This window comes from Paenibacillus sp. NFR01 (genome assembly GCF_900111565.1).
In the GTDB taxonomy this organism is placed as follows: Bacteria; Bacillota; Bacilli; order Paenibacillales; family Paenibacillaceae; genus Paenibacillus_AQ.
Window position 1 is genome coordinate 1,508,662 of the sequence record NZ_FOIK01000001.1, and the last position, 17,165, is coordinate 1,525,826.

At 52.2% G+C, this 17,165-nt stretch carries 17 protein-coding genes and 1 pseudogene; 9 read left to right on the plus strand and 9 right to left on the minus strand.

Annotated elements, in window-relative coordinates; all coding sequences use genetic code 11:
* The first annotated feature begins 27 nt into the window (after positions 1-27).
* Positions 28-504, plus strand: a complete 477-nt coding sequence (locus BMW84_RS06895; protein ID WP_254772887.1) for a MarR family winged helix-turn-helix transcriptional regulator — start codon at positions 28-30, stop codon at positions 502-504.
* 4 nt (positions 505-508) lie between these two features.
* Positions 509-1,279 (plus strand): DUF6544 family protein, encoded by a 771-nt coding sequence (locus tag BMW84_RS06900; protein ID WP_091065913.1) that lies wholly within the window; start codon positions 509-511, stop codon positions 1,277-1,279.
* Here the strand turns inward: BMW84_RS06900 and BMW84_RS06905 are convergent.
* The 3 genes from BMW84_RS06905 to BMW84_RS06920 form a co-directional block, all read right to left on the minus strand.
* Positions 1,276-1,839 (minus strand): GNAT family N-acetyltransferase, encoded by a 564-nt coding sequence (locus BMW84_RS06905; RefSeq protein ID WP_091065915.1) that lies wholly within the window; start codon positions 1,837-1,839, stop codon positions 1,276-1,278. The two genes, BMW84_RS06900 and BMW84_RS06905, sit on opposite strands and share 4 nt — an antisense overlap.
* 304 nt (positions 1,840-2,143) lie before the next feature.
* Positions 2,144-2,467 (minus strand): hypothetical protein, encoded by a 324-nt coding sequence (locus tag BMW84_RS06915; protein WP_091065919.1) that lies wholly within the window; start codon positions 2,465-2,467, stop codon positions 2,144-2,146.
* Positions 2,468-2,600: 133 nt separating this feature from the next.
* Positions 2,601-3,056, minus strand: coding sequence for a VOC family protein (locus BMW84_RS06920; protein WP_091065921.1), 456 nt, complete (start codon positions 3,054-3,056; stop codon positions 2,601-2,603).
* Positions 3,057-3,213: 157 nt separating this feature from the next.
* Between BMW84_RS06920 and BMW84_RS06925 the strand changes: the two genes are divergently transcribed.
* The 5 genes and pseudogenes from BMW84_RS06925 to BMW84_RS06945 form a co-directional block, all read left to right on the plus strand.
* A complete protein-coding gene (locus BMW84_RS06925) occupies positions 3,214-3,552 on the plus strand; it encodes an AbrB/MazE/SpoVT family DNA-binding domain-containing protein (protein ID WP_254772888.1) in 339 nt (112 codons plus the stop codon).
* Positions 3,549-5,264: an ABC1 kinase family protein gene (locus BMW84_RS06930; protein ID WP_091065927.1), complete on the plus strand. Its 1,716-nt coding sequence runs from the start codon at positions 3,549-3,551 to the stop codon at positions 5,262-5,264. The genes BMW84_RS06925 and BMW84_RS06930 overlap by 4 nt, the downstream gene beginning before the upstream one ends.
* A 118-nt stretch (positions 5,265-5,382) precedes the next feature.
* Complete coding sequence (locus BMW84_RS06935; RefSeq protein ID WP_175498699.1) at positions 5,383-5,937, plus strand: GyrI-like domain-containing protein; 555 nt, start codon at positions 5,383-5,385, stop codon at positions 5,935-5,937.
* Complete coding sequence (locus BMW84_RS06940; protein WP_175498700.1) at positions 5,924-6,775, plus strand: AraC family transcriptional regulator; 852 nt, start codon at positions 5,924-5,926, stop codon at positions 6,773-6,775. Before BMW84_RS06935 ends, BMW84_RS06940 begins: the two co-directional genes overlap by 14 nt.
* A 32-nt stretch (positions 6,776-6,807) precedes the next feature.
* A pseudogene (locus tag BMW84_RS06945) lies at positions 6,808-7,146 on the plus strand (type II toxin-antitoxin system death-on-curing family toxin); the annotation flags it as partial.
* Between the two features lie 108 nt (positions 7,147-7,254).
* Here the strand turns inward: BMW84_RS06945 and BMW84_RS06950 are convergent.
* From BMW84_RS06950 to BMW84_RS06960, 3 genes are all read right to left on the minus strand, one after another.
* The gene (locus tag BMW84_RS06950) at positions 7,255-7,821 is read right to left on the minus strand and encodes a dihydrofolate reductase family protein (protein WP_091068147.1); all 567 of its coding nucleotides are present in this window, start codon (positions 7,819-7,821) and stop codon (positions 7,255-7,257) included.
* An 83-nt stretch (positions 7,822-7,904) separates the two neighbouring features.
* Complete coding sequence (htpG, locus tag BMW84_RS06955; protein WP_091065937.1) at positions 7,905-9,782, minus strand: molecular chaperone HtpG; 1,878 nt, start codon at positions 9,780-9,782, stop codon at positions 7,905-7,907.
* Between the two features lie 113 nt (positions 9,783-9,895).
* Entirely contained in the window at positions 9,896-10,534 is a 639-nt protein-coding gene (locus BMW84_RS06960) for a DUF1796 family putative cysteine peptidase (RefSeq protein ID WP_091065940.1), read from the minus strand.
* Between the two features lie 158 nt (positions 10,535-10,692).
* On the opposite strand from BMW84_RS06960, the gene BMW84_RS06965 reads away from it, so the two are divergent.
* Entirely contained in the window at positions 10,693-11,577 is an 885-nt protein-coding gene (locus BMW84_RS06965) for a glycosyltransferase family 2 protein (protein ID WP_139209594.1), read from the plus strand.
* 26 nt (positions 11,578-11,603) lie between these two features.
* Here BMW84_RS06965 and BMW84_RS06970 read toward each other — a convergent pair whose 3' ends face one another.
* The gene (locus BMW84_RS06970; protein WP_091065944.1) at positions 11,604-12,500 is read right to left on the minus strand and encodes a LysR family transcriptional regulator; all 897 of its coding nucleotides are present in this window, start codon (positions 12,498-12,500) and stop codon (positions 11,604-11,606) included.
* Between the two features lie 164 nt (positions 12,501-12,664).
* Here BMW84_RS06970 and dapA point away from each other — a divergent pair, with 164 nt between their 5' ends.
* Entirely contained in the window at positions 12,665-13,555 is an 891-nt protein-coding gene (gene dapA, locus BMW84_RS06975; RefSeq protein ID WP_091065948.1) for a 4-hydroxy-tetrahydrodipicolinate synthase, read from the plus strand.
* Between the two features lie 121 nt (positions 13,556-13,676).
* On the opposite strand, the gene BMW84_RS06980 is transcribed toward dapA, so the two are convergent.
* On the minus strand, positions 13,677-14,864 hold the full coding sequence (locus BMW84_RS06980) for a winged helix-turn-helix domain-containing protein (RefSeq protein WP_091065950.1): 1,188 nt from the start codon (positions 14,862-14,864) through the stop codon (positions 13,677-13,679).
* Between the two features lie 197 nt (positions 14,865-15,061).
* A complete protein-coding gene (locus tag BMW84_RS06985; RefSeq protein WP_254772889.1) occupies positions 15,062-17,152 on the minus strand; it encodes an alpha-glucuronidase family glycosyl hydrolase in 2,091 nt (696 codons plus the stop codon).
* Between the last annotated feature and the right edge of the window lie 13 nt (positions 17,153-17,165).

Here is a 17,165-nt window from a genome sequence, read left to right on the forward strand (position 1 = left end):
CTTTATAGGCCGAAAGGAGTTTTAGCTTTGGAAAAAGCAATGGGGATGCCGGAACAGCAGGCGTTTATTCTCGGCGGAATGCTGACGCTGGCCAACCGGCTGCAGGTGCTCGGCGACAAACTGGATGAACACATGACGATGAAGCAGTGGCTGCTCATTGCGGTTATTCTGAAAAGCGGCTCTCCCGCTCCGGCATTAAGCGATCTGGCCGCCTTGTTCGGCAGCTCCCGGCAAAACGTGAAAAAGATGCTTCAGCTGCTTGAAAACCGCGGATTTGTCGCGCTGGCCAAAGACCCGCAGGATGCCCGGGTGCTGCGCGTACGGCTGACGGAGCATTGCCACCGTTATTTTTTGGCAAGACAAACGCTGGAGGAACACTTCATGGAGGCGCTGTTCAAGGATTTCGATGCAGAGCTTACCGGAGCACTGTACCGTGGATTGCACAAGCTTACCGGAAATGTCGCGCAGATGGAGCATGACAACCTGCCTGAAGGAGAGGAGTAATCCGATGCTGATTCAGTTGAAAAAGGATTTCCGCAAGCTGGCCGAACCGCTTCACCGTTCGCAGGAGGCTGGCATGGATGTATTTACCGAAGCCGATTGGGCGCCGCTGCCTCCGCCGGTCCGCCGTTATTACGTAACCGCAGGTTTCACGGGGCAACCCAAAATGGCTTCCATGCAGGCGGTCTTCCGCAACGTGCCATTTATTCTGGCGCCGAAAAAAAACGTCCTGCGCATTGACTATACCCAGGTCAACTCCGTCCGTCAGCCGGACCGGATCGCCTTGATCGATTCCAGGCTGTACGGCATTCCGTTTCAGGGACTCGATACGTACCTTGATGGCCGGGGCAGCATGCGGGGCGTGTTCGGCAAAATCTTCACGGTGCTGAACGAACAGGGCAATGCGCTGGATCAAGCCTGCCTGGTCACTTTTTTATCGGAAACGATGCTGCTCCCCGCCGCCGCGCTGCAAAGCTATATCACCTGGGAACCCATCGACGATCTCCACGCCAAAGCGTCCATAACGTTTCACGGCATTTCGGCCTGCGGCATATTCTCCTTTGATCCGGACGGCACCTGCCGCTCTTTTTCGACGGATGACCGGATTGCCGTGGGCATGGACGGTACGCGACAGCAGGTTCGCTGGTCCGCGCAGATGGGAGATTATCAGCTTGCAGCCGGTATCCGGCAGCCGAAGCATTTGCAGGCGGTCTGGCATTACGGCAGCGGGGATGTTGTTTATTTTGACGGACGGGACGTTCAGATTGAATATCGTTAGTCGCACTGCCGGTTAGCGGACGCATAATCCGCCACATAACATAACCAGATCATATGCGGGGACTCCGGTCCCCAGAAATCCTCTGCAATTGTATAAGGCGTACCGAATTTGCGCAGCCAGCGCTTCTGCGCCCGTTTGTAGCCGCTGTCGAGGCAAAACCGCCCAATCCCTCTGGTGTGCAAGGCATCCGCCATCGCCCGGATGAGGCCCGACCCGATTCCCTGCCCTTGATGCTCCGGCAAAATATACAAGCTGCCAAGCTCCCCAACTTCATCCAGCGCATGTCCGGTAATTTCGCGGATCTCCTGGCCGCAGGGGCCGAACGAAATCGTGCCTGCCACCTGCCCCTCCACTTTTGCCACCAGAAAAAACACATTTGCTTCAGCTTCGAGTGCCTGCCGGGCCAAGGCTGACTTTGCAGCAATTTCCTGCCGGCAGTCGGCGACCAGCTCGCTGATTCCTTCTTGGATAAACGCATCGGTAATCGCCGCTTCGAACACGCGGTCCGCTCCCTGAAGATCATCTGGCGTAAATTCGGTTATGGTGTAGGAGGTGATCATTGTGGGGTCTCCTTTGTTTTCAGCTGCACAGGAATATCTCTGCTTGAGAGTAATTTCCATTCCACTCAGATTTATAATACGTGACCTCTTGTTTTTCTTTGAAATGAGGTATTTGTTCATAGATATACTGAGGTATTCAACATTCATTTTTCAGTCTTATTTCTTGATCTTTCTCATATCTATCGAGAAATTCCCAATATTCAATAAACAATCATCTTCATGTATAAACTCCATCCACCCATCTACAATCATACGGAAGTTACTCTCATTGGCTGACTTACTCTTTATCATTAAAATGTAAAGCTTAGATTACATTTGGGTTGTTGGCCGAAAATAAATTAATGTATGGAAACTCCACAGACTCAAATTTGAAGTAAACTTGGTCATCTCCCCAATCTTCCCAACCAACTGTTTCAGAGTGCGGAACAACTGAAACATAATACCGCAAATCATATCGTTTAATCCGCTGTTTTATATAACTTAAAACGTCATGTAGGTTGTTTGAGTCAACAGTCAATTTATTACTACCATTAAAAAGTTTCTTTCGAAGCGATGACGAAATACTCATTTCATATACAATATCAACCAGATATTTCTTATGGAGTTTCTTTCTAACTCTCTTTTTCATTCCATTTCTCCTCAACAAACGCAAAAATGATGTAAATCTTCGCCCACTTCTAACACCATATCAGACCCACAATCCTTCTTTAAACAACTAATTAATTGCACGAGCATTCCGCTCCAGTCGAAATTTTTACTTTTTATTTATTCCCGAGCTCTTCCGCCAACCCGACTAGCAGTCCTTCGGTTCCACGAATATAGCAGAGTCGGTACGAGTTCTCGTACTGAACCACCTCCCCAACGAGCTGAGCCCCATGCTTAGTGATGAGTCTGGATACCATTTCGTCAATGTCTTTAACGGCGAACATCACGCGCAGATAGCCGAGCGCGTTTACCGGAGCAGTCCGGTGATCTGATATCGTAGGCGGATCAACAAACTGCGAAAGTTCTAGCCGGCTGTGGCCATCCGGGGTAACCATCATCGCAATTTCTACGTACTGAGAACTCAGTCCGGTTACGCGCCCTGCCCATTCACCTTCGACAGTGGCCCGCCCTTCGAGCTTTAGGCCAATCTCCTCAAAAAAAACGATTGCGTTATCAAGGGATTCTACAACGATGCCCACATTGTCCATTCTTAGTAATTTGTTTTCGGCCATAATTTTTATCTCCTTATTTGTACTTTATATTTTTACAATTCGGAGTTTCGATATGATCTCCTGCTTATTCCGAAGTACCAAAAATGGGTCCGCTTGATAATATGATTAGTATGAAATATCATACGATTATACGCATAGTTTATCAAAGGAGAGATCGATGATGCATCAAAAAAAAGAAAGCAGCCATGGATTCGGGCATGGCAAAGTGCTGGGAACAACCTCAATGGGCGAAAGAGGACAAATCGTGATTCCCAGAGAAGCCAGGGAAGAACTTGATATCAAGCCGGGCGAGAAATTCATCGTTTTCGGGAATAAGCGCAAGGGAGCCGTAATCCTGGTCAAAGCAGAAATGTTCAACCGGTTTGCGGATTTCTTTATGAGCGCTTCGAAAAAGTTTGAAAGCATGGCCCAAGCCATTTTTGATAAAAGCAGCCCTGTTTCTGAAGAGGATGAGAATGAACCCGAGGTAAAACCTGCGGTAGCTGAAAAAGAATGAGCGAATTCCTCCAACTCATGAAGGATGTCCGCTTCAGAAGAACCATGCGCATGATTTTTAAGTTCGCCTGGAATCTCTGGTGGCTGGGCAGGCAAAAGTATTTTATTCCGGAACGGCGCCTTGCAGCGAAACGAAAAGCATTATACCGAAAACTGGCAGCGTATTTTACGCAGACCGCAATGGATATGGGCGGATTAATCATCAAACTTGGTCAGCACGTCAGTGCGCAGGTGGATGTTTTGCCGAAGGAAGTCATCGATGAATTATCAAAGCTGCAGGACTCCGTAGCTCCGGTGGATTTTTCCGATATTCAACATAAGGTTGAAAGTGAACTCGGAGCATCCATTCACGAGATTTTTGCCGAGTTTGGTACAACGCCTATCGCAGCGGCTTCTTTAGGACAGGTACATCGGGCGACATTGCCGACAGGAGAAGAAGTCGCGGTGAAAGTGATGCGTCCCGGGGTCGAAGCCATCATTGAAATTGACTGGAAATCCATTCAAGTTGCGATTTCATTATTAAAGCGCCGGACTCAAATTGCAGCTTTCATGGACCTCGATGCAATGTATGATGAGTTTTATGACACCGTTATGGACGAGCTTGATTATCAAAAAGAGGGACAAAACGCAGAACAGTTTCAGCTGCAGTTTATCCACCGGGAGGATATCGTTGTTCCAGGCATTCATTGGCCCTATACCACTTCAAAGGTGTTAACCATGGAGTTTCTGGAGGGCGTCAAAATCAACAATTTTGCCCAGCTTGACGCCTGGGGTGTGGATCGGACAAATTTAGCGAAGTCATTGCTGGAAATATTCATCGAACAGATTCTTTTAGAAGGTTTCTTTCACGCGGACCCCCATCCGGGAAATGTTCTCGTGCAGCCTGACGGCACCATCGCCTTAATCGATTTTGGAATGGTCGGACGCATTGCAGAGGATATGAAAGCGCAAATGATCGCGCTTGTCATGGCTGTGTATTTAAAAGATGCCCACGGCGCAATCGATGCCCTGAATCGTTTGAAATTTTTAAGACGGAATGCAGATTTAGAGGTGTTTGCTAGGAATCTTACGTTATTGTTTGAACAAATCAACGGCGATACGTTTGACCTGGACTTTGTGACGTCAGGCGACAATGTTGAAGAGTTACGGGATTTTCTCTATTCCCAGCCCTTTCAGCTACCGGCAAACACAACATTTTTGGGAAAGGCACTGGGTACGGTTTATGGCCTTTGTTTAGGCTTGGACCCTGAATTTGATTTGATCCGGACCGCTAAGCCTTATGTCGAAGAGGTAATGCGCGGCGATCTGCGGGGAAGCGCCATTTCCAAAGTGGTCAATGAAGGCAAAAACCTTCTGAAAGGAATCATCCCTACGACAAAGAAATTCATTTCTGCAGTCGATAAAATGGATAGCGGAAATCTACGGGTAAAGTTATCGAGTTCCTTTGAGAAAAAACTGATCACTACGCAAAACAAAAATACACAGCGGATCATTGCGACCATCATTGGCGCGGTATTTTTTCTGACGGCTGCAAACCTGTGGAATGAAGTGAATCACATCGTTTCTTATGTGTTCGGCGTTTTGGGGCTGCTCATCATGCTCGGCCAGCTCAGAACGCGGGGAAACCGCCGTGAAGTAAGACATGCAAGGCAGATGCAGGCCATGCGTGAACAGAGTAAATTGGAGAAGTCGAAGTTTAAATCCCGTAAATAACGGCATGGAGAAGGAGGAGGCTAACCGCCCTCTCCTTTTTTTCATGGTAGAAAAAATCAAAACGCCGCAAGCCCTCTCTTATATGCTGATGAATATCCCCCTTACAGGAGTTGAGTTCATGGTTGAGGTACGCATCGAATCCAAACCCGCCTTTACGGTCATCGGCCGCAACATTTGGGTCTCGCAAAATAATGAACTGTTCGGACAGTTCTGGGAAACATGCCGCGCAGACGGCTTATTGGAGCAGTTCAGGGCGATTCATGCCTTGCATCCGCAGAGCGTAACCGGCAGTCATGCCATTGGCGTGTCACGGGTCGAGAAAAACCCGGATGACCGCAGCTTCTATTTCTACATCGCTACCGAAAGCGAAACAATTCCCGCAGACTTGGAAAACGAATTGGAGCGCTTTACGGTGCCCGCCGCCGATTGGGCTATCTTCCGCAATTGCGGCGAGATCCCGGAAGCTTTGATTCAGGCGGAGATGTACGCCTTCGGGCAGTGGCTGCCCGGTTCGCCTTATGTGCATGCCCCGCTGCCGGAGATCGAAGCGTATCCGCCGGGTGATGGCACTACGTCCGGAACGTTGTGCGAGTTTTGGTTGCCGGTTGTCCATAAGCATAGTATAACGGAGGCACACCCTTCCGATGAGGTGCATTCCCATGAATTATTATGAGCGAATCCAGCAATCCATTGACTATATTGAGCGGCATCTCCGGGATGAAGCCTTACAAATCCGGGATATTGCCGGGCAGGCGTTTTTTTCGTTGACGCATTTTTACCGGATTTTTCAGGCGATGACCGGTGTGACGGTAAAAGAATATATTCGCAAACGCAGGCTGAGCGAGGCCGCAAGCGAGCTGTTGACTACCGGGAACCGAATTATCGACATTGCCTTTGACTACGGTTTCGATTCCCAGGAAAGCTTCACCCGTGCATGCTCACGCCAATTCGGTGCCACCCCCGGCGATATCCGCAGGCGTACACGCTATATCCCGTTGTTTGAAAAAGCTGACCTCCTGTGCTCGCGCATCGATCCCGCGGATGACTCGCTCCTGCCGCCCCGGATCGTACTTGACCGAACATTCCATGTCACCGGTATCGCACAGACAGTCAAGCCCGGATCGCCGGCTATTGCTGAACTGTGGTCGGCGTTTCATGCGTGCAAAGGCGGGATAAGCATACCTCTTCAGCCCGACGTATGGCTGGGCATCTGCGAATATATGCCGGAGCTGACGGATGAAGATGCATTTACATACTTAACCTGCATGGAGACGACGGAGCATGCCCCGATCCCGGCAGGAATGATTTCCGCAACCATCCCCAGTGCCAAATATGCGGTGTTTACCCACCAAGGTTCGATCAGTAAGCTCAAGCATACTTACGCCCACATCTACGGCACCTGGCTTCCGCGATCCGGCTATGAGCTGGCGGAGCAGGATACGATTGAAGTGTACGGCACTCACTCTGACGCTCCGGAGCCGGCGTTTGATATTTATTTGCCGGTGTTGTAGGTAAAGGCTTATAAACGTGATCCGAACCCGGCTACAGTCCTGGCGAGCAAATAGGCGTGAAAGACGCAGGGCTGCTCGACTCGGCAGTCTCTCGGCCCCAATCCTCCGCTTTTGGAGATGAGGCTTACCCTACTATTTTTGAAAAAGCAGCCGCATTGTTTGAATCGTTAGGCCAAAACCATCCATTTTACAATGCGAATAAGCGGACTGCGTTTACGGCGCTTGTTCTTTTCTTAAAGTTCAATGATTTAAGCTTTGAGATGGATGCGAAAAAAGCTGCAGATTTTACGGTAGATATGGTTAATCATAAATTTGAATTTACACAACTAGCCTATATTATTGAGGTACATTGTGTCTCGGACAAGGCATAAATCAAAAGCGACCTTTAGGGGTCGCTTTTTCAACACTTGAAATTAGGCGTGTCATCAAAAAATCTCTCGGCGCTATTTCTTTTATAGCATCGCGGAACCCTAGTACGGCTACTTCTCCACCTCGTACCGGGCCGCAATAATGCCCGACTGGAGCGTGCGGCTGGACAGCAGCTTGAGCTTGATTTTCTCACTGCCGTCGAATGCCGATTTGCCGTCGCCCAGGACGACCGGACAAATGGTAAGCCAGAATTCGTCGATCAGGCCGAGCTCCAGCAGCGTCTTTGCTGCTCCGGGGCTGCCGAAGATCACAAGATCTTTGCCTGGCTGCTCCTTGAGTGCATGAATTTCCTCAGCGATATTGTCTTTGATCAGCACCGCATTGTTCCACTCCGCTTTGTCCATCGTTGCGGAAATGACGACTTTCTTAACCTCCTGGAGCCATTGGGCATGCTCAATATCATGCTTCGACGCCTTCGGATCGTCCAGCATCGTGGGCCAATAGCTCTCCATCATCCGATACGTCGTACGCCCATACACAGGTACACCGACCTCGGATACGACTTCCTCGGCATATTTCTCTAACTCTTCGTTATATGGAATCCAATCAAGTCCTCCATTCGAATCCGACGCATACCCGTCCAGCGACACATGCATAAACAAAACGAGCTTTCTCATGTCCGTTTCTCCCCCGATTTCGAATTTTTGTGATTCGATAAAAAGGATGCCCATCCCCGATGAGCATCCTTCTCCTAACCTATTTACACCATAATCTTGCAAATATCGTTCGTGAACTGCACCGGATCGCTGACTTGCAGCCCTTCGATCAGCAGCGCCTGATTGTACAGCAGGTTGGTATACAGCGCCAGCTTCTCTTGGTCGCCGGAAGCGGCTTTAAGCGATTTGAACACGTCGTGGTTGACGTTGATCTCCAGCACTTTATCCGCCTGCACGTCCTGGCTGTTCGGCATTGCCTTCAGAATTTTTTCCATCTCGATGGTCAGCTCGCCTTCCGTGGAGAGGCAGACCGGATGGGATTTGAGGCGTTTGGACGCTTTGACCGTCTTCACTTTGCCGGACAAGATGCCCTGCATCGCTTCGAATAGGCCTTTATTTTCGTTCTCTTCGGCTTCCGAAGGTTTCTCGGACTCGTCGGCTTCGATACCGAGGTCCCCGCTGGAGACGTTTTTGAACTCTTTTTCCTTATAGGACATGATCATCTTGATCGCAAACTCGTCGATGTCGTCCGTGAAATAGAGAATTTCGTACCCCTTGTCGGCTACCAGCTCGGTTTGCGGCAGCTTCTCGAGACGTTCGACGGATTCCCCTGCGGCGTAGTAGATGTACTTTTGGCCTTCCGGCATCCGCTCCACGTATTCGGCCAGCGTCACCAGCTTCTTCTCTTTGGAAGAATAGAACATCAGAAGGTCCTGCAGAGTGTCTTTTTCCATGCCGTAATCGTTGTACACGCCGAACTTTAGCTGACGGCCAAAAGCGTTGTAGAACTTCTCGTATTTGTCGCGTTCGTCCTTCAGCAGGCTGAGGAGCTGGCTTTTGATTTTGCTCTTGATGTTCTTCGCAATCAGGGTCAGCTGGCGGTCATGCTGCAGCAGCTCGCGGGAGATGTTGAGCGACAGGTCCTCGGAATCGACCATCCCTTTGACGAAGCTGAAATAATCCGGCAGCAGGTCGCCGCATTTGTTCATGATCAGCACGCCGTTGGAGTAAAGCTCCAGGCCTTTTTCATATTCCTTGGTGTAGTAGTCGAACGGAGTGTTCTCCGGAATGAACAGGATCGCGTTGTACACCACCGCGCCGTCTGCGCTGATGTGGATATGCTTAAGCGGCTTGTCGAAGCCGTAGCGTTTCTCTGCGTAAAAATTATCGTAGTCCTCGCTGGTCAGCTCGTTTTTGTTCTTGCGCCAGATCGGAACCATGCTGTTGACCGTTTGTTCTTCCACGACACTTTCGTATTCGCTTTCCGTGCCTTCCTTGAGCTTCGAGCTGGTGACGTCCATCTTGATCGGGAAGCGGATGAAGTCGGAATATTTCTTGACGATGGATTTGAGGCGGTACTCTTCCAGGAATTCATCGTAGCTGTCCTCTTCGGTGTTGGCTTTGATCTTCAAAATAATATCCGTGCCGACCGAATCCTTCTCCCAAGGATCGATGGTGTAGCCGTCCGCGCCTTGTGATTCCCATTTGAAAGCCTGGTCGCTGCCCAGCGCCTTACTGATGACGGTTACATCGTCCGCCACCATAAACGCGGAATAGAAACCAACTCCGAACTGCCCAATGATGTTGTGGCCGTCCTTGGCTTCGTTGTCCTTCTTGAACGCAAAAGAGCCGCTGTTCGCGATAATCCCCAGATTGTTCTCCAGTTCCTCCTGGGTCATCCCGATACCGGTATCGGAGATCGTCAGGGTACGCGCATCCTTGTCGGCGGTGATTTTAATGAAATAATCCTCTTTATTGAACACCAGACTGTCGTCGGCGAGCGCTTTGTAATAGATTTTATCGATGGCATCGCTGGCGTTGGAGATCAATTCGCGCAGAAAAATCTCCCGCTGGGTGTAAATCGAGTTGATCATCATTTCTAGCAACCGTTTCGACTCGGCTTTGAACTCTTTTTTAGCCATGAGTATGTAAATCTCCTTTCAAATATAGCGTTCGATGTTGTTGCGGAAGATTAGCACTCCACAAGCCCGAGTGCTAACACTTCCTTTTATATACCATATCCGCGAATTTGATGTCAATATCTTGCTGAAACCGAAAAGCCCTCCAGCAGTTTTTTCCATAAATGATCGTTATCGTGAAACTCATCTGGTACCAACGGGATTTGCAGAGCGCAAACATTCGGAAAAGGCCAGGGGGTTTCTACAATGCCGCTGACGGGAGCATGATTGATCACCAGCACATTAAATTCACCGGCCACCAGCGAACGAAGCACCTCCAGCAGTTCAGCCGTTTCGTGGATCGTTGCTTCGGTACGAATAAACAAAATCCGGTTGGCGCTTCTAAGCGTTGCCAGAAAGCGGGGGACACGCCGGGCGATCTTCGCTCTAAGCTCCGGGTAGCTCAGCAGCTGGTCCGGAGCGTTCTCCTGCAGCGGGAAATCATGGTGAGAAAAGATATGGTACGCGGCATCCCTCACAATATAGCAGCCGGCATGTTCATTAATGCCCGTAATCGCCAAATTCGCAAATTCCATATAATGCGCAAACTCATTCCGCAAAAGCTGGCTCACCCCGGACAAGGCCGGCGATTCCACCCAGTCCAGAACGCCCCCGATGGTTCTCAGCATATGACGCGACAATTGGTCCGCCGCCAGACAATTTTTCCCTAAACTAAAAATGACGTCATAGGTTCCTTTGATCTGATTGAACTCCATGTCCCATTCCCCCTCTTCCCTTTATCTCTATTTAATTATTTCAATAAGGAAAGGGTTTGGACGATCCGGACAATATACAAGACACTGGTCTCTTATTCAGGTCAAACCGCAGGATTCCCGCGTAGCATAAATGCAGAAACAGTAAGGCGGTGACAAACTTGGTTAAAATATCAGTTCTTATGCCGGTTTATAATATGGCTGCGTATGTTGAAGAGGCGATCTGCAGTATTTTGACGCAAACCTATTCCGATTTCGAGTTACTGATTCTGGACGACGGCTCCACAGACGGAACCTTGGATATTGTCCGTAAATTCGATGATAGACGAATCAGAGTCATCGCGCATTCGGTCAACCATGGATTGATCGAGACTTTGAATCAAGGGATTGATCTATCCAGCGGGGAATATATTGCCCGAATGGACGGGGACGATATTGCTTTGCCCCACCGGTTTGAACGCCAGGTAGCCTTTATGGACGTCCACCAGCACTGCGGCGTTTGCGGTTCTCAAGCTTATTTGCTGGGTAAAGGCGGCGTAACTACAAAACCCATGGGCCATGAGGCCATCCGGTGCTGGCAGCTCTTCCACTGCACCCTTGTGCATCCAACGGTGATGATCCGCAAATCGGTATTGGAGCAGCACGGCATCCGGTATCTCTATTATTTCCATGCGGAGGATTATGAAATATGGAACCGGCTGTCCGCCGTTACCCAAGTGGTGAATTTGCCTGAGGTACTGCTCATGTACAGACAACATCCAAACCAAATATCCAGCACAAAGCAAGATGTACAGGAGGTCCAATCGGAAAACATCCGCAGAGATCAGCTGCGCCTGCTTGGCATCGAAGCTACTGCAGAGGAATACCGGACGCACCTGGATTTTTGCTATTTCCGAATCAGGGTCAATGAACCGGATCACTATACCCGATGTTTGGCATGGGCCCACAAAATCCTGGAGGGCAATCTGCGGCAGCAACGATACGACCATCAAACCTTAAACGCGGTATTATCGCAATGTTTCAGCGTATCCGAAGCTCTGTCTTGAATACCCTATCCCTGTTCCCTACTCCTTCAAAGTCCGATCGCCTTCGCCTCGGCATCCGTCATCAGCATTTGGATCAGCGATTGCAGCGGCAGCGACTTCCACTTCTTGGGGTGAATGAGCAGCTGCAGGTCAAAGTGAATATCCGGATGCGAAAAAGAAAGCTCGGTCAGCGTGCCGCGCTCGATCTCTTCTTCGGCAACGATTTTGGGCAGCAGCGCGATGCCTAGGCCGTTGCGGACACAGCGTTTGATCGCCTCCAGGTTGGACAGCTCAAAACCGATGCGGAACACGATGCCATGCTCGCGGAGCAGGTTCTCGAACATGCTGCGGTAAATGCAGCTTTCTTCGGAAACAATCAGCTCGCAGTTGTTGAGGTCCTGTAGCGTCACCCGCGTAAGCTTAGCCAGCGGATGGTTCGCGGGGGCCACCAGGACGAGCGGCTCATCGCGGATGATGGTACGCTGCAGGTTGTTGTCCGCGCCTTCGCGGTCGAGCATGAGGCCGATGTCTACCTCGCCGTCACGGATTTTGGCGACCAGATTGGCCTCCTGCTCGGTTTGCAGATGGATATTGAGCCCCGGAAAACGCGTACGCAGCTGCTGGAGAAACGGAGGCAAATAAAACGCGGCCAGCGAGTCGATGGTCCCGATCGTCAATGTACCGCCGATCTGCTGGGCGATTGTTTCCTTGGAGCGATCGTACAGATCAAGGATCTCCGCAAACATCTTCAGCAGCTCCTCGCCCGGAGGCGTAAGGCGCAGCGCCCGCCCGTGCCGTTCGATGAGCGGAACGCCGTATTCTTTTTCAATCTTCTGAATCTGCATCGTCACGCTGGACTGCGCATAGCCCAGCTCTTCGGCCGCCCGCGTAAAGCTCTGGCGCTTCGCGACCTCGCGAAACGTCCGCATATAGGTTAAGTCCATGATCGCACCCCGCTATATTCAGGAATCGGTGATTCAAGGAATCTGCCGTTTGCCTCAACATCAATATTATTGATGATACATATCATTTATTATAGCTAACGCCGATGCATGTTTCCATGGTAAAGTAAATAAAAAGCGCTTCAACATTTTGGAGGACGATATTCATGTTAACAGAACAACAGATTTATGGAGTCTATGTTCCCGTGGTTACGCCGTTTACGGCGGACGGAGACGTCGACATACCTTCGTACGAGCGGTATGTGGGCGGCATCCTCAAGAACAACATTCATGGTCTGGTCGTTAATGGAACCACTGGAGAATCGCCTACTGTCAACATAGAGGAAGTTCAACTTCTGACCGAAATTTCGAAAAAGCTGCTCAAAGGCAGAGACATCCCGCTGGTCATCGGCACGGGAACGAATGATACCCGTTCCACCGTGCGCCGGACCGAGCTTGCCGCAAACGCCGGCGCCGACGGCGTGCTCGTCGTCGTTCCGTATTACAGCCGTCCGTCCCAGCAAGGCATCATCGAGCATTTCCGCAAGGCGAATGAGGTCGGCGTGCCGATCATTGCTTATGACATTCCGGGACGCACCGGCGTCGGCATGACGGTCGATACCGCCCGCGCCGTTCTTGATCTCGACAATGTCGTCGGACTCAAGGATTGCTCCGGTTCGCCGCTGCTCGTCTCCGAACTGACCCGCCTGGGCGCAAAACCGGTGTTATGCGGCGACGACGTGAAGTTCCTCGAGATGCTTGGCCACGGCGCCGCCGGCGGAATGCTGGCTTCGGCCAACGTCAATACCAATCAATACCTGGACATCTACAGCCACTTCAAAGCCGGCCGTACGGAAACCGCGCAGAAGCTGTACGACGATCTGCTGCCGCTGATGAAGCTGCTGTTCAAGGAGTCCAATCCCGCCCCGGTGAAATGGCTGCTCAGCGCCAACGGAGAAATCGCTTCCGATACGCTTCGCCTGCCGATGATGCCGATCAGCGCCGAGCTGCGCGCCGAACTGGGCGTCTATCTTCCCGGCGACTGCCTGAGCGCGTAGGTTCCTGCCGCAGAATGCAAGAACGGTAGCCTGAACATGAACTGCAAAAATTGAACAGCGATTCTCCTGCGGGAGAATCGCTGTTTTTGCTTTTCACGGGTCAAGCTGCTGCCCGCCCTTCTCACCACACAAACTCAGCTGCATCATAATGCGTGCCCAAATACGCAGCAAAGCGCTCCAGCGCCGCGATTACCGCGGCACGGGTAGCCTCGTCGGCGACAGCATCCTCCTCCCACCACCATTTGAGAATGCGCAGCGGCGCCTTACCCCGCTGCTTCGCCGGCTCGAACCGGGCGATAAGCCGGTCGCCGTAAAGCACCGGCAACACATAGTAGCCCCATTTCCGCTCCGGTACCGGCTTGTACACCTCCCAGCGGTATTCAAAGCCGAACAGCTCCAGGATCAGCTTCCGGTCCCAGAGCAGGTTGTCGAGCGGCGCTAGCACGCTTGCCCGCGATGGGATTGCGGCAGTATCGGTTCGCAGCGACAATGACCGCTCCAGCACCGCCAAATCCCGGGTGCGGAGATACAGCGGCTGCGGCCAGTCTTCCACCTGCACCTCGGTGATCGCGCCATCCGCCAGCAGTGCGGCGAAAGCAGCCATCCGCTGCGCCGTCTTTAACCCGTTGATGCCCAGCCAGGCATCGCTCGGCTTGTTCCACAACAGCCCTACGCTGCCGATCCGGCGCAGTACACTCCAAGCATAAAAATCCTCATCCGTCTTAAACGGATCCGGTTTCCCGTATACCCCCTCAGGCAACAGCCGCGATGCCAAATCGTAATATTTGCGGGTGCCCGATTTGTGATGAACGCCGAGATGCCCCGCGTGGTACATTCCTTCCAGCGCAGCCCGGGACATCCGGGTCGGCCCCCAAGCCCATTCCACCTTCTCGTTGTCGTCCAGATCGCCGGAGCAGAGCGGCCCCCGCAGCTCGATTTCTGCCCGCGTCCGCTCCGCCGCTTCCGGATTCGCATCGCACCAGCCCTGGTGCAGCGCACGCCGCCGGTAAAAGTATGGCCAATCCTCCACCGGGAAGATCGCCATATTTTTGTCCCAATAATCGATCAGCCGCCGGTCGGCATACAACAGCTCGCTAAGCATCCGCCGGTCGAAATTCTTGATCCGCGACTGCAGCACCAGCTCTGCGTTCATCCCCACCACATTGAGCGGATCGTACTGGATGCAGCCCACCCTGCGGATATAAGCCATAATCCCTTCCTTGCCTTCAAGCTCGTATTCGCCGTGCAGTCCATGGTACACCGCCAGAAATGTTCGGGCTTCCGACTTGCTTAGCATTATATCGGCCATTGATTCGTCTCCTTCGCGCACTCGCACAAGTTACCATCTTTATAATTTTAGAACAAACGTTCGCCAGGCGCAAGCCGATCTTTCTATTTTTCCCAAATCGCGTTCGCCAAATCACAGCACAAAGAAGCGGCCTGCTCCCTCAGGAACAAACCGCTTTACAGATCCCGACTTACACGCTCCAGACTGACCTGACACCGTTAATAGATCTTCCGTGCCTGCTCGTCGGGAATGCCGCTTTTTCGATAAAAATACGTATTAATCCGGTCGCGCCACTCCACCGCATGTTCCGCCTGTTCTGCGAGACGTTCCGCCACCTGCCCGTATAAGCCGGGCTCTACTTCCCCGTGCAGCGCCAACCACTGCTTAACCATGCCCGCCGCTCGCTCCGCCCCCGCGAAGTGCGTATCGTAAATATGCTGGATCACGGTTTTGCCGGAGTGAAGCACATGGGTATACGGCACATGATGGAAAAAGAGCAGCAGCTCGTCCGGGCAAGTCTCCAGGGATTCGTACATCTCCATATTCGGTTTGGCGTACTGGGAAGTGTACCCGGTCCCGCTCGCGGTCGTGCGGTCCACGCCGATCCCATGACAGTCGGCAAAATGATACGTTCCCCACATTGAATATTCATAACCGTCCACATTTGGCCCGTAATGATGATCGGGATTAACCATAAAGCCGACGCCAAGCGGTGCGGTATAAGATTCATAGACGGACCATGAGTTCAGCAAAATGTCCGATACGGCGGCGACCGCCGTGCGGGAAGCTCCATATGTCAGCAGCGTCCATTCCAGTGCGATCTCCTCCGCCGACAATCCCGGGTTCCACGCCAGCCGGCCGTACCCGAATAAATTGGCCTGCGCCAACGGATGCCCGGTCCAATTGGCGTCATTGCCGATGTTCGACACTGCCGCCCACCCGCCATGAAGATTGCCGTGCAGCGCGCCGCTTGCTATGGCATGTACCGTTGAACCTGACCCTTTCACGAACGTGTCAAAATCGAGCACCTCTTTCCACTGAGGAACGAGGTAGCAGACATGGCGCTGTTGCCCGGTATACTCCTGGGTAATCTGGAATTCCAGCACCTGGTTGGTCTTCGCCATCGCACCCAAAAGCGGCGACACCGGCTCGCGGACCTGAAAGTCGATCGGACCGTTTTTCACCTGCAAAATGACGTTGTCCATGAAGTGTCCGTCCAGCGGCATAAAGTGGTCGTAGGCTGCTTTTGCCCGGTCTGTTAGGCGGTCCCGCCAATCCTGCTTGCAGTTATATACGAAGCAGCGCCAGATCACGAGCCCGCCGTACGGTGCAAGCGCTCCGGCCAGCATATTCGCCCCGTCGGCATGATTGCGGCCGTACGTAAACGGCCCGGGACGGTTCTCCGAATCCGCCTTGACGAGGAATCCGCCAAAGTCCGGGATGGCGGAGTAAATCTCCGCCGCGGCCGCTTGCCACCAGTCCCGTACGTCCGGGTCCAGCGGGTCGGCCGTCGCGCATTCGCCCAGCACCAGCGGCGCGGCGTAGTTGATGCTCAGGAACAACTTAATGCCGTATGCGCGGAATATCCCTGCCAGCCCCGCCACTTCCGGCAGGTTCTCCGGCAGTATCAGCTTGGTCTCTTGGTAATGCACGTTGACATTATTGATGGATATGGCGTTAATCCCAACGGAGGCAAGCAGACGCGCATAATCGCGGATCCGCTGCAGATTGCCGGTGATTCGATCGTTCTCGTAAAAAATCGACATCCCCGCATACCCGCGCTCAACGCTTCCGTCCATATTGTCCCACTGGTTGATCATCCGCAGCCGGTTGACCGGTGTCTCTGCCACATCCAGGCCGGTAAGGTCCTGCCGGGTGCTTATCAGGCGCAGCAAATGGAAAGCTCCATAGAGCAACCCCTGCTCTCCGGCCGCGCCGACGGCGAGACAGCACTGAGCTTCATCGTATTTAAGCCGAAAAGCTTCGGCGTCCGCTTCCGGATCTCCCTCCGGAAATACCCGGTCTGTCTCCGGGTCATTGCCGAAAATGCCAAGCGTAATGGCGTTGTCGCGATCACCTGGCTCGGCATCCGTATGTACTACCGTAATCGGCCGCTGCAGAAGCGCCGTTAACCCGCGCCGCAGCTCCTCCACCGCCGTAGCCAGAATGCCGTTCGGCTCTATCCTTCCATGGAACCTAATCCGGGTGAAACGTGCATATTGCTCTCGGAGCTCCCCCGGCTCCACCGGGCGGTAATCCAGCCAGGCCTGATATCCGCTCTCCCGCGGGAAAAGTTCATGATTATCCACCGGTTAACCTCCT